Annotated in this window: 10 protein-coding genes; 5 read left to right on the forward strand and 5 right to left on the reverse strand. The window is 71.8% G+C overall.

Annotated elements, in window-relative coordinates:
• Nucleotides 1–12 precede the first annotated feature (12 nt).
• Nucleotides 13–1,095 carry a sugar phosphate nucleotidyltransferase gene (locus OG266_RS26685; protein ID WP_371548791.1) on the forward strand — a complete coding sequence of 361 codons (1,083 nt, stop codon included), beginning with the start codon at nucleotides 13–15 and terminating at the stop codon, nucleotides 1,093–1,095.
• Between the two features lie 137 nt (nucleotides 1,096–1,232).
• Here the strand turns inward: OG266_RS26685 and OG266_RS26690 are convergent, their stop codons facing one another.
• The 4 genes from OG266_RS26690 to OG266_RS26705 form a co-directional block, all read right to left on the reverse strand.
• A complete protein-coding gene (locus tag OG266_RS26690; protein ID WP_371548792.1) occupies nucleotides 1,233–2,234 on the reverse strand; it encodes a DNA-3-methyladenine glycosylase in 1,002 nt (333 codons plus the stop codon).
• 66 nt (nucleotides 2,235–2,300) lie between these two features.
• On the reverse strand, nucleotides 2,301–3,632 hold the full coding sequence (locus OG266_RS26695; protein ID WP_371552970.1) for a coenzyme F420-0:L-glutamate ligase: 1,332 nt from the start codon (nucleotides 3,630–3,632) through the stop codon (nucleotides 2,301–2,303).
• A gap of 86 nt (nucleotides 3,633–3,718) precedes the next feature.
• The gene (gene cofD / locus OG266_RS26700) at nucleotides 3,719–4,678 is read right to left on the reverse strand and encodes a 2-phospho-L-lactate transferase (RefSeq protein WP_329547262.1); all 960 of its coding nucleotides are present in this window, start codon (nucleotides 4,676–4,678) and stop codon (nucleotides 3,719–3,721) included.
• A gap of 92 nt (nucleotides 4,679–4,770) precedes the next feature.
• A complete protein-coding gene (locus tag OG266_RS26705; RefSeq protein ID WP_329547263.1) occupies nucleotides 4,771–5,259 on the reverse strand; it encodes a cysteine dioxygenase family protein in 489 nt (162 codons plus the stop codon).
• Nucleotides 5,260–5,959: 700 nt separating this feature from the next.
• Between OG266_RS26705 and OG266_RS26710 the strand changes: the two genes are divergently transcribed.
• The 3 genes from OG266_RS26710 (at nucleotide 5,960) to OG266_RS26720 (ending at nucleotide 11,632) form a co-directional block, all read left to right on the forward strand.
• Nucleotides 5,960–6,223: a WhiB family transcriptional regulator gene (locus tag OG266_RS26710; protein WP_003975777.1), complete on the forward strand. Its 264-nt coding sequence runs from the start codon at nucleotides 5,960–5,962 to the stop codon at nucleotides 6,221–6,223.
• Nucleotides 6,224–6,464: 241 nt separating this feature from the next.
• Nucleotides 6,465–10,151 (forward strand): glycosyltransferase, encoded by a 3,687-nt coding sequence (locus OG266_RS26715; protein ID WP_371548793.1) that lies wholly within the window; start codon nucleotides 6,465–6,467, stop codon nucleotides 10,149–10,151.
• The gene (locus OG266_RS26720; RefSeq protein ID WP_371548794.1) at nucleotides 10,148–11,632 is read left to right on the forward strand and encodes a DUF5719 family protein; all 1,485 of its coding nucleotides are present in this window, start codon (nucleotides 10,148–10,150) and stop codon (nucleotides 11,630–11,632) included. The genes OG266_RS26715 and OG266_RS26720 overlap by 4 nt, the downstream gene beginning before the upstream one ends.
• A 75-nt stretch (nucleotides 11,633–11,707) precedes the next feature.
• On the opposite strand, the gene OG266_RS26725 is transcribed toward OG266_RS26720, so the two are convergent.
• A complete protein-coding gene (locus OG266_RS26725; protein WP_266464189.1) occupies nucleotides 11,708–12,157 on the reverse strand; it encodes a metallopeptidase family protein in 450 nt (149 codons plus the stop codon).
• A gap of 324 nt (nucleotides 12,158–12,481) precedes the next feature.
• Between OG266_RS26725 and OG266_RS26730 the strand changes: the two genes are divergently transcribed.
• Nucleotides 12,482–12,907, forward strand: coding sequence for a DUF3499 domain-containing protein (locus OG266_RS26730; RefSeq protein WP_266464191.1), 426 nt, complete (start codon nucleotides 12,482–12,484; stop codon nucleotides 12,905–12,907).
• The last annotated feature ends 90 nt before the right edge of the window (nucleotides 12,908–12,997 follow it).

Genomic DNA, 12,997 nt, shown 5'->3' on the forward strand with positions numbered 1-12,997 from the left:
CAGAGACGACAGGTGACAGAAGCGATCCTCCTGGTCGGCGGCAGAGGCACCAGACTGCGCCCGCTCACGGTGCACACTCCCAAGCCGATGGTTCCGGCGGCCGGGGTCCCGTTCCTCACCCACCAGCTGGCCCGGGCGAAGGCAGCGGGCGTAGAGCGCATCGTCCTGGCGACCTCCTACCTGGCCGAGGTCTTCGAGCCGTACTTCGGCGACGGCTCCTCGCTCGGCCTCCACCTCGAGTACGTCACCGAGGAGGAGCCCCTCGGCACCGGCGGCGCCATCCGCAACGTTGCCTCCCGCCTGCACTCGGGCCCCGACGAACCGGTCCTGGTCTTCAACGGCGACATCCTGACCGGTCTCGACATCCCGGCCCTGGTCCGCACCCACCAGACGACGGGCGCGGACGTCTCCCTCCACCTCACCCGTGTCGAGGACCCGCGCGCGTTCGGCCTGGTCCCCACGGACGCCACCGGCCGCGTAACGGCCTTCCTGGAGAAGCCCCAGACCCCCGAGGAGATCGTCACCGACCAGATCAACGCGGGCGCGTACGTCTTCCGCCGCTCGGTCATCGACACGATCCCCACGGGCCGCCCGGTCTCGGTGGAACGCGAGACCTTCCCGGACCTCCTCGCCACCGGAGCCCACCTCCAGGGCATGGTCGACTCCACCTACTGGCTCGACCTCGGCACCCCCCAGGCCTTCGTACGCGGCTCAGCGGACCTCGTTCTCGGCCGCGCCCCCTCCCCGGCCGTCCCCGGCCGCTGCGGCGACCGCCTGGTCCTCCCCACCGCCACCGTCGCCCCCGACGCCAAGCTGACCGGCGGCACGGTGGTCGGCGAGGGCGCACACATCGGCGAAGGCGCCCGCATCACAGGCAGCGCCATCCTCCCCGGCGCCGTCATCGAACCCGGCGCCGTCATCACCGACTCCCTCATCGGAGCCCGAGCCCGCATCGGCGAACGCTCCATCCTGGAAGGCGCGGTAATCGGAGACGGCGCACACATCGGCCCGGACAACGAACTCCGCGACGGCGTACGGGTCTGGTGCGACGCCAGAATCCCGCCGGGCGCGGTGCGCTTCTCTTCGGACCAGTAGCTCTCAGCCTGTCCGGCGTTTGAGGACGAGGCCGTTCAGGCCGAAGGGGGGTCTGGGGGCGCAGCCCCCAGGTACGGGACGGGCAGGGGCGGAGGGGGCGAAAACCCCTCGGCCCCGGCACCGGCGCCGGGCGCCGGTCAAAGCCGCCCGATATCCCCCCGAGGCATCTTCGGCACCCGCCGAGCCGGCGTCCGCCCGGACAACAGGATCAACCGAGCGGCCCGATGCCGCTGCCCCGCATAGGGCTCGAGCAACGACAGCATCACGGAGTCGTCCGCGTCCCGGTCACCCGCCAGCGCGTACCCCACGATCCCGGGCAGATGAAGATCCCCCACGGTCACGGAATCCGCCGCCCCATGACTGCGCTGCACAACCTCCGCAGAGGTCCAGGGCCCCACCCCGGACACCAGCTCCAGCCGAGCCTGAGCCCGCACGGGCTCGAACGACACCGCCTCCTCGAGCCGCGCAGCGACCCGCACGGCCCGCAGAATCGTCGAGGCCCGCTTGTTGTCCACCCCGGCCCGATGCCACTCCCAGGAGGGAATCAACGCCCAGGTCCGAGCCGCCGGCATGACACACATCCGCTCCGGCGCGGGCCCCGGCGCAGGCTCCCCGTACTTCCGTACGAGCAACCGCCAGGCCCGGTACGCCTCATCGGTGGTGACCTTCTGCTCGAGCACGGACGGGATCAGCGACTCCAGCACGAGCCCGGTACGCGTCAGCCGCAACCCCGGCCGCCGATGCCGGGTGACCGCGACCAGCCGGTGCCGCGGTTCGAAGGCATCCGGGTCGTCCAGGGCCCCGAGCAGCTCCGGAAGCTGATCGAGCAGCCACTCGCCCCCCGCCCCCCACGCCTCGCCGTGCACCGCCCCGCCCCGCAGCGCGACCCGCAGGGTCCCCGGCCCGGCAGGAGTCCGGCAGGCCCGCCAGACGGACCCGTCCGGCGTCGTACGGAACGTCGGATCGCCCGGCCCACGCCGCAGCGGCCCGAGCACGAGCCCGAGATCGAGAGGCCAGGACGGCGTCCACGTACGACTGCGGCCGGGCGCCGGCGCGGGCCGGGGCACACCGCCGGGCACCACGACATGCCCGCCGCGCACTGTCGTACGCGTCGGCCGAGGAGCGAAACGTCCAGCCACGAATGAGGTCCTAGCGCTTGGGGTGCCCTACGAGGGTAGGCGGTCCGACTCCCCGGAAGGCCTGACTCACCGCACCTCGATGAACGCCCCCGCGTCCCGCTTGGGCCGAGCCCTGGGCTCCTCCGCCGCGTGCCCCACGGCCACGGCCCCCATCGGATCCCACCCCTCCGGCAGCCCCAGCACCTCTCGTACGACATCCCGGCAGAACATCGTCGACGACACCCAGGCGGAGCCGAGCCGCTCCCCGGCGAGCGCGACCAGGAAGTTCTGTACGCCAGCCCCGGCCGCGACCACGAACATCTCGCGCTCGGCCCCGTCCCGCCGTACGTCGCCGTACGTATGAGCCCCGTCCATCACCAGACACGGCACGACGAGGTACGGGGCCTTGCGCAGCACATCCCCCCGCCGGACCCGCTTGGTGATGGACTCCTCGGCCTTCTGATCCCCGCGCAGATCCGCGATCCAGGCGTCCCGCATGGCGTCGAGGAGCCGCGTCCTGGACTCCTCGGACTCCAGGAGGACGAACCGCCAGGGAGTGGTGTGATGCGGCGCGGGCGCCGTGACGGCCGCCGCCACTGCCCGTCGTACGGCACCGGGGTCGACGGGCTCGTCGGTGAAGGCCCGTACGGTGCGCCGCTGGGTCACGGCCTCCCGTACAGCCTCCGACGTGCCGAGCCGGAACATGTCGTCGCGCCCGCCTCGCACCATCGCCCGCGCTCCCTCACCGTCGTCCTCGGCCACCACGTGCGGCAGCCCGCGCACGACGGCGACGGGCAGCCCGGCGGACTTGCCCTTGATCAGGTCACCGGCGGCGGCCAGTTCGTCGGCGGTGGCGACGACGGTCGCGCTCAGCGGATTGCCGTGGGCGTCCGTGCCGCCGCGTAGATCGTCGAGCACGTGTACGCCCGCGGCGCCGATGGCGACATCGGTGAGCCCGGTGCGCCAGGGCCGTCCGAAGGTGTCAGTGATCACGACACCGACGTCCACGCCGAGGGCGTCCCGCACCCCGTCCCGAATCGTCCGCGCGGACGCGTCGGGGTCCTCGGGGAGCAACAGCACGGTCCCGGCGGGGGTGTTGGAGGCGTCGACTCCGGCGGCGGCCATCACGAGCCCCTGCCGGTTCTCGACGATCCGCAGGGTCCCGCGGCGCGCCACGACCCGTACGGTCTCGGCGTCGATGGCGGCCTCACGGTCGACGGCCTCGACGATCCGCCCCTCCGCCTTGGACACGATCTTGGAGGTGACGAGGAGCACGTCACCGTCGATGAGCCCGGGCTCGGCAGCGGCGACGAACTTGGCGAGGTCATCGCCCTCGCGCACCTCGGGAAAGCCGGTCAGCGCCCAGACCCGATAGCCGGGAGGCGCGGCGGAGACGTCCGTGTCGGGACGCCCGGACACGGCGTGAGCCGCGAGGCTGTCACCGGCGGCGACCCCCTCCGAACCCTCGCCCTCCGTAAACCCCTCCTCCGGAGGAACCAGACCGCTCAAGGCGCCCGCACCTCCTCCGCCAGCGTCAGCGCCTCACGGGCCATCTGCGCCGTCGCGTCGAGGTCGGACATCATCAGCGGCACGGCCCGGCAGCGGATCCCGGCACTCTCCACGCGCTCCACGACGGACGCGTCCACCGTGTCGACGAGCCAGCCGTCGAGGAGCCCCGAGCCGTAGTGCTCGGCGACCGCGGCGGCCGTGGACTCCACGCCCACCGCTGCCAGCACCTTGTCGGCCATGCCGCGTACGGGAGCGTCCCCGACGATGGGGGAGAGGCCGACCACGGGAACGCCCGCGTCGGCGATCGCCTCCCGGATGCCGGGCACGGCGAGGATCGTGCCGATGGAGACGACGGGGTTGGACGGCGGGAAGAGGATGACGTCCGCCTCGGCGATGGCTTCGAGCACCCCGGGCGCGGGCTTCGCCTGCTCGGCGCCGACCGGCACGATGGCCTCGGCCGGCACGGAGGCCCGCAGCCGCACCCAGTACTCCTGGAAGTGGACCGCCTTGCGCTCGCCGTCGACCTCGACGGCCACATGCGTCTCGACGCGGTCGTCGGACATGGGGATGAGGCGGACGCCCGGCTTCCACCGGTCGCACAGCGCCTCGGTGACCGCGCTGAGCGGAAAGCCCGCCCCCAGCATCTGCGTCCGCACGATGTGCGTCGCGAAGTCGCGGTCGCCGAGTCCGAACCACTCGGGCCCGACCCCGTACTCCGCGAGTTCCTCCTTGAGGTGGAAGGTCTCCTCCGCCCGACCCCAGCCCTGCTCCTCGTTGATGCCGCCGCCGAGCGTGTACATCACCGTGTCGAGGTCCGGGCAGACCTTCAGCCCGAAGAGGTGGATGTCGTCCCCGGTGTTGCCGATGACCGTGATGTCCGCGTCCGGCGCGGCCCGCTGAAGACCACGCAGGAACCGGGCACCACCGATGCCGCCTGCCAGAACCACAATGCGCATGGGAATCAGTCTTGCAGGCGGGTACGACAACGCGTCAGGCGGTTACGGGACCTCTAGCTGTGCGAGACCTCAGCTGTACGGGACCTGGACGACTACGAGACCTCGGCGACGGCGCAGCGCGCGGCGTGCATCGGCATCTCGGTCAGACCCGGGTAGTACACGTGCAGGCTCACCGCCGGTTCGAGGGAGTCGTTGACGACCTCGTGGACGTACCCGGGCGCGAACACCCGCTGGGCACCCGTGCCCAACGCGCGCGTGCCCCGGTCCGTGCGCTCGGTCAGCGCGCCGTCCAGGACGGTCAGTACGCCGGAGGAGCCCCCGTGGTCGTGCAGCCCGCTGCCCTGCCCGGGCACCCAGGAGAGCAGCCACACCTCGTAGCCGGGGCCGGTGCGAAGCCGGTGGTACCAACGGGAGGTGGCGTCGTACTGGACGAGGTGCTCCCACTGGGAGCGGTCGGCGGCGATGGAGCGGGCCAGGCCGACGAACTCGGCCACGGTGGCGGGGTGCTCGCGCGGCGGCTGGAGCAGGTGCGGTACTTCGAGGATGTCGCCGGCGATCTGGAGGTCGCTGTCGCTGTTCATGGGGTGCGGTGGTTCCTCGGCGGGAGAGTGCTGGGGTGTCGCGGACCATTACCGCCCGGGTTACGAGCGGGGGTGTCGCCCGGTTACGGGCGGGGAGTCGCGCCGTACGGATCTACGGAGCGGACGTCAGCCGGAGCGCGGTGTGGCTCAACAGCTGGGACAGCAACAACAGCTACAGCGAGCGCGGACAGCACCGTGGGACCCGGTGGTGCGGGTCGAGGTGAGCGCCAAGTTCGCGAGCATGCCCACAAGGACATCGGGTCACACCTCGACTGTCAACTTCATGCCCGCCATGTGGGAGATGTTTCACCTCATCCGGTTCATCTGTGAGGCGAAAGGTTTGTTCAGTAGCCGCCCCGGACACATGGCGCACAACCGGGCGCACAAACCTCGCCGCGAGCCCGTGATCCGAATGTGATCCGGTTCGCTTCGTTGTTCGCGTCGGAACGAGATCGAACTTATGCGCGTCCTTCCCTGTGAAGGGGGCGGGGGTCTGGCCTGGGCACCTTCGGCTGTCAGGGTTTATGCCGATTTGAACACTTTCCGCATAGCCTTGGTTCCGCAGAGTGAATAAGGGGCCCAATAGCAGATCTCGGCTTGACTGGCCCGGATCGGCACACTTGTAATTTCACTCGTGTCGTTCAGCCGAAATCGGTTACGGCAGCATCACGGGGACGCGAAAGACAGACGAGGGGCGCACATGACCGAGCTGGTGCAGCAACTGCTGGTCGACGACGCGGACGAGGAACTCGGCTGGCAGGAGCGCGCGCTGTGCGCCCAGACCGACCCCGAGTCCTTCTTCCCCGAGAAGGGCGGCTCCACCCGCGAGGCCAAGAAGGTCTGCCTCGCCTGTGAGGTCCGTTCCGAGTGCCTCGAATACGCGCTCGCCAACGACGAACGATTCGGCATCTGGGGCGGTCTCTCCGAGCGCGAACGACGTCGTCTGAAGAAAGCCGCCGTCTGAGAGTGACCGACGCCGGCCGCATGTTGACCGAACGCTGACCGAAGGGGACCGCCGTCCGACCGAACGGCGCACACCCCTACGTACCGATACGTAACGAACGGCCCGTCGCAGGTGGGTTATCCACAGGCGGCGGGCCGCTGTGTTGCCCAGCCGTTAGTGTGGGCCCTCGTCCGAGACGTCACGCTGTCCCCGCCGGACACAGACGTCCACCGCAGTCCACCGAACCGGGGCCCGTACCTCGATGTCCGTGCAGAGCCATACGGCAGGCCAACACGACGCTGCCACTCCTGAGTTCCCGCGCCACGTGGTGACCGCGGTGCTCGTCTCCCACGACGGCGCCCGCTGGCTGCCCGAGGCGCTCGCCGGGCTGCTCGGCCAGGAGCGCCCCGTGCAGAACGCGGTGGCGGCCGACACCGGCAGCGCGGACGACTCCGCCCAGCTGCTCACCGAAGCGCTCGGCGCCGACCGCGTGGTGCACCTCGCCCGGCGCACCGGCTTCGGCCAGGCCGTCGAGGAGGCCACCCGCACCGCCGGTGTCCTCACCCCGGACGACCTGCCCTACCTGAAGCGCCCCAGCGGCTGGGACCCCGTCACCCGCACCTGGCGCGACGACGCGTACGACATGCCGGACCTCCCGCACGGCGAGCCCGAGCAGTGGCTGTGGCTGCTGCACGACGACTGCGCGCCCGAGCCGGACGCCCTGGCGCAGCTGCTGCGGGTCGTGGAGAACGAGGCGGAGCTCGGCAAGGAAGTCGCCGTCATCGGGCCCAAGCTCCGCGGCTGGTACGACCGCCGGGCGCTCCTCGAAGTCGGCGTCACCATCGCCAACTCCGGCCGCCGCTGGACCGGCCTGGACCGCCGCGAACAGGACCAGGGCCAGCACGACCACGTACACCCCGTGCTGTCCGTCTCCACCGCCGGAATGCTGATCCGGCGCGATGTCTTCGAGGAACTCGGCGGCTTCGACCGCCGGCTGCCCCTGATGCGCGACGACGTCGACCTGTGCTGGCGGGCCCAGTCCGCCGGGCACCACGTCCTCGTCGCCCCCGAAGCGGTCGTCCGGCACGCAGAGGCCTCCTCCCGCGAGCGCCGCACCGTCGACTGCGTGGGCCGCACCGCCGCCTCCCCGCACAAGGTCGACAAGGCGGGCGCCGTCTACACCCTCCTCGTCAACGCCCGTACGGCACAGCTGCCCTGGATCCTGTTCCGGCTGGTCCTCGGCACCCTGCTGCGCACGGTCGCGTATCTCGTCGGCAAGGTCCCCGGACAGGCCGTCGACGAGATCCGCGGCCTCCTGGGGACGCTGCTGCGCCCCGAGCGGATCCTCGCGGGCCGCCGCAGGCGCGGCCGCCCGCAGGTCGACAAGGACGAGCTGCGCCCGCTGTTCCCGCCACCGGGCGCGACCGTGCGGGCCACCATCGAGCAGGCCGCGGGCAGTCTCGTGAGCCGCTCCGACGCCGAGGCCACCGCCGGCGCCGGACGGCACGGCGGCGCGGTCGAGTCCGGCCCCGGCGGCGACGACGCCGACTTCCTGGAGGTCGAGCAGTTCGGCCGGGTCAAGCGCGTCGCGCGCAAGCCCGGACCCGTGCTCTTCGTCGTGCTGCTCTTCGTCTCGCTCATCGCCTGCCGCTCGCTGTTCGACAGCGGGGCGCTCGCGGGCGGCGCGCTGCTGCCCGCGCCCGGCGACTCCTCCGAGCTCTGGTCGCGCTATCTCGACGGCTGGCACGCGGTGGGCACAGGCGGGACACAGACGGCGCCGCCCTATCTGGCGATCGTCGCGATGCTTTCCTCCCTGCTCCTCGGCTCCACCGGGCTCGCGGTCACCGTGCTCCTGGTGGCCTCCGTACCGCTGGCCGGCTTCACCGCCTACTTCGCCTCGCGGCCCCTCGTCGAGTCGCGCCTGCTGCGTGCCTGGGCGTCCGTCGTGTACGCCTTCCTGCCGGCCGCCACGGGCGCGCTCGCGGGCGGCCGCATCGGCACCTCCGTCCTCGCGATCCTGCTGCCGCTCCTCGCGCGCGCGGGCATCGCCGCGAGCGGGCTGACGAACTCCTCCGGCACGCGCGGCAGCTGGCGCGCCACCTGGGCGTACGCCCTGCTGCTGACGTTCACCACGGCCTTCACGCCGATCGTGTGGCCCATCGCGCTGGTTCTCGGAATCGCACTCCTCGTAGTGCGCCGAAACGAGATCACCGCCTACGGACTGCGTTTTCTGGCCCAGCTCGGCACTCCGCTGCTGGTCCTCGCCCCCTGGTCACTGACGCTGCTCCCGTTCGGCTTCTTCAAGGAAGCCGGTCTGGAGTACGGGACCGGCTCGGCCTCCGCGCTCGACCTGCTCGGCGCCAGCCCCGGCGGCCCCGGGACCGTCAGCGGACTGATGCTGATCGGCGTGCTGCTGGCCGCGCTGGCCGCCCTGCTGCGCACCCAGCGCCAGGCGGGGATCTGGGCGGCCTGGGCCGTAGCCCTGGTGGCGCTCGTCTTCGCCGTGCTGTCCAACAGCTCCGCCTGGGCCGGCCCCGCGACCCTCGTCTACGGCCTGGCACTGCTCGCGGCCGCCGCGCTCGGCGCCGACGGGGCACGCTCGCGCGTGGCCGAGCAGAGCTTCGGCTGGCGTCAGCCGGTGGCCGCGCTGATCGCGTTCACCGCCGCCGCGGGCCCCCTGCTCGTCGCGGCCGGCTGGATGATCGGTGGCGCGGACGGGCCCCTGGAGCGCCGCGACCCGGTGCAGGTGCCCGCGTTCGTCGCCGAGGAGAGCGGCACCCGCGACCAGGCCCGCACCCTCGTCCTCGACAGCCGGTCGACCGCCGAGGTCGGCTACACCCTCGTCCGCGGCTCCGGCGCTCGCCTCGGCGACGCCGAACTCGCGGTGGCGGACGGTGAGAACGAGAAGCTCGGCAAGGTGGTCGCCAACCTGGTGGCGGGCTCCGGCGCCGACCAGGCCGACGAGCTCGGCGGCTTCGCCGTGCGCTATGTCCTGGTCCACAAGGGCGCGCCCACCGAAATGACCAGTGTCCTGGACGCGACGCCCGGCCTGAGCAGGCTCAGCCAGCAGGACGGCAGCGCCCTGTGGCGTGTGGACCAGCAGGTCTCGCGCGCCGCCATCGTCCCCAAGTCCGGTGAGCCGCAGTCCATCGCCGCCGGACCCGTCGAACTGCACACCACCATCCCCGCCGGTGCCGACGGCCGCGTCCTGCGCCTGGCCGACACGGCCGACGAGGGCTGGACCGCGACCCTGGACGGCAAGCCGCTCCCCCGCACCACGGTCGACGGCTGGGCGCAGGGCTTCGAACTGCCCACCGGCGGCGGCAAGCTGGACGTCACCTTCGACGCACCGCTGAGCCACACCGCATGGCTGTGGGCGCAGGGCGCCCTCGCCGTCGTCCTCGTGGTGATGGCTCTGCCCGGACGCCGCCGTGACGTCGACGACGACCTCCCCGAGGAGGAGGTCGTCTCCGCCCAGGAGGTCACAGGCGACGGCCGCCGCGCCCGCCGCCTGCGCGCCCAGGCGGAAGCCGAACAGGCCGATCAGGACACCGGTACTGCCGACGGCCTTCCTCCGCAGGAGCAGCAGGAGGAGGAGGTCCCAGTCGCTTCGGCCGCCGTCCCGCAGCAGCAGGCGTACGGCGAGTGGGACACCCCGAGCTACGCAAGCGCCGAGTACGGCACCTACAGCGGCGAGCAGTACCAGGGCCAGCAGCAGTACCAGGCAGGCACGTACGAGCAGCCCTACCAGGCGGATCCGTACCAGAGCGGCCAGTACGACCCGTACGCCTACGGGGGCACGGCGCAGTACGACCAGACGTACAACCAGGGCTACGACACGAACGGCCAGGGCTACGACCCCGCGTACGACCCGTCGGCGCAGCCCCCGATGCCTCCGCAGCCGCCGCACGGCACCGACAGTGAGCGCCCCGACGGGAGCCAGCAGTGAACCGCACCACCCTGTCCCTGATCGCCGGCACCACCGCGCTGGCCGCCGTCACCGGCTTCGCCGCGCTCAGCGCGCCGGACGCCTCGGGCGACGGCACCGTGAAGACGGCCGCCCGGCTGCCCGTCGAGCGCACCAGCCTGCTCTGCCCGCAGCCGAGCACCTCCGACCTCGCCGAGACCGCGTACACGTCCTTCACGCCCGTCTCCGAGGGCACCGGCGACAGCGGCAAGGCCGAACTCAAGGTCGCGACCGAGGAGTCGGCGGACGGCGGCGCCGACGACAAGGCGGAAAAGCCCGTTCTGGAGGTCAAGGAGCCCGGCAAGCCGGCCACCGGCGACAGCTCGGGCGCAGAGGCCCCGGCTTTGGTCGGCACCGCCGAGGGCAAGTTCGCGTCCGGCTGGACCGTCCAGGAGACCACGGAGGTCGCCGCGGGCACCGGCCGTGGCCTGCTCGGCACCAACTGCACCGCTCCAGACACCGAGTTCTGGTTCCCGGGCGCCAGCACCGCCGACGCCCGCACCGACTATGTGCACTTGACCAACCCCGACGACTCCGCCGCCGTCGTCGACATCGAGCTGTACGGCAAGGACGGCACCCTCAAGTCCCCGCTGGGCGAGGGCATCACGGTCCAGCCGCACTCCAGCGACGCGATCCTCCTGAACACGCTCACGGGCGATCCGCAGAACGACCTCACCGTGCACGTGACGGTCCGCAGCGGCCGCGTGGGAGCTGCCGTGCAGGCACTGGACGACAAGATCGGCGGTGACTGGCTGGCCGCCTCCACCGACCCGGCCGGCAGCCTCGTCCTGCCCGGCATCCCGAAGGACGCCACGTCCGTGCGCCTGGTCGCCTTCGTGCCCGGCGACACCGACGCCGATCTGAAGGTGCGCCTCGCCGCGCCCTCGGGCCTGATCACGCCCGCGGGCAACGAGACCCTGCACGTGAAGTCCGGCATGACCGCCGCCGTGGACCTCGGTGACCTGACGCGCGGCGAGGCGGGCTCCCTGGTGCTCACGCCCACCAGTACGTCGGTGCCGGTAGTCGCCGCCCTGCGGGTCGTCCGCGGCAAGGGCGACAAGCAGGAGACGGCGTTCATCCCCGCCACCGGCCCGGTGGCCGCCCGCGCGACGGTCGCCGACAACACGTCGAAGGCCTCCACCCTCACCCTGACCGCCGCAGGCAAGGCCGCCGAGGTCAAGGTCACCGCGTCCGCGGGCAGCGAGGGCGGTACGGCGGTGACGAAGACGTTCACCATCAAGGCCGGGACGACGGAGAACATCGAGGCGCCGGTCCCGAGCGGCCTCAAGGGGACGTACGCACTGACCGTGGAGCCGGTCTCCGGCGGCTCCGTCTACGCTTCCCGGATGCTCACCGCCACCGAGAACGGCGTCCCGGGCTTCACGATCCAGACCCTTCCGGACGACCGCGGGACGGTGGCGGTGCCGGAGGCCGAGCAGGACCTTTCGGTGCTGCAGAAGTAGTGATCCGGCAGGTGGTGCTCCAACAGGTGGTGATCCAGCGGTGGTCCGCCGGGGCGCGCACGGCCCCGGTGGACCTCAGTCCTCGCCGTACCGCGGATCCACCGTCTCCGGAGTGAGCCCCAGCAGCTCCGCGACCTGCTCCACGACGACCTCGTGCACCAGGGCGGCGCGTTCGTCGCGGCCCTTGGTGCGGATCTCGACGGGGCGGCGGTAGACGACCACGCGCGCGGGATGGCCCTCACGTGCCTGGATCGTGCCGCCCAGGGGCACCGCCTCGTCGCTCCAGCCGTCTCCGGAGCCCTCCAGACGGGGCACCTCCAGGACGATGAAGTCGATGTCGGCGAGCTGCGGCCAGCGCCGCTCCAGCCGCTCCACGGAGTCCTGCACCAGGTCCGCGAACACCTCGGCACGGCTCGCGGCCAGCGGCACCTGGGGTGGCGCGACGGGGCCACGCATGCCCCTGCCATGGCGGTCACGACGGCGGGGCCCTGGTGCGGCGGCACGGGGAGGTACGGGGTTGTCCATCACTGACGAAGAGTAGTCCTCGTCAGGGTGGTGTGCCCGACCCCCACGCGGTGGACGGGAAGCGGTGCGGGATCTTGCTCTGTGATCGACGGGGATCTCGCTCCGTGACATTCCGGATGTCGCTGGATGACCATTCCAGCCAAGCTTGGGCTCGATTCCGTATCCCCCAAGACCGTCACTCACATGGCAATTGACATGATTTGCACCAAGTGGTGACCGGTTTCAGGTCTGTTCGGCACCGTGACACGTGATGTCACCCCAGGTCAGGGCCGCGTGTACGGACGTTGATGTGGGCGGCCTCACAGCACGACACGGTGGGGTGACCTGGGAGAGAGTCGTCGCGGCCCGCTCAAGAGTGCGGTACCGTCCAACGTCGTGAGCCCTGTACGTCGCTGTTCGCGCACCGCTTGCGGCCGTCCCGCCGTCGCGACGCTGACGTACGTCTACGCCGACTCGACCGCGGTCCTCGGCCCGCTCGCCACCTACGCCGAACCCCACTGCTACGACCTGTGTGCCGAGCACTCCGAGCGCCTCACCGCGCCGCGCGGCTGGGAGGTCGTCCGGCTCGCCGACTCCTCGGCTCCCTCCCGCCCCACCGGTGACGACCTGGAAGCGCTCGCCAACGCGGTGCGTGAGGCGGCCCGTCCGCAACAGCGCGCGGCGGGCGCCGGTGGCAGCGCGCGTACGGCGGACCCGATGGAGGTCGCGCGCCGCGGCCATCTGCGGGTGCTGCGCTCGCCGGACTCCTGAGCTCCGCTTACCCGGCCGCACGCCCTTTCCCTGCCTGACCTGGCTGAACTCCCCTTCCCTGACGGGAACTTCACCTCGGTGCATGTTCCG

Origin of the sequence: Streptomyces sp. NBC_00554 (assembly GCF_041431135.1) — a bacterium.
GTDB lineage: Bacteria > Actinomycetota > Actinomycetes > Streptomycetales > Streptomycetaceae > Streptomyces.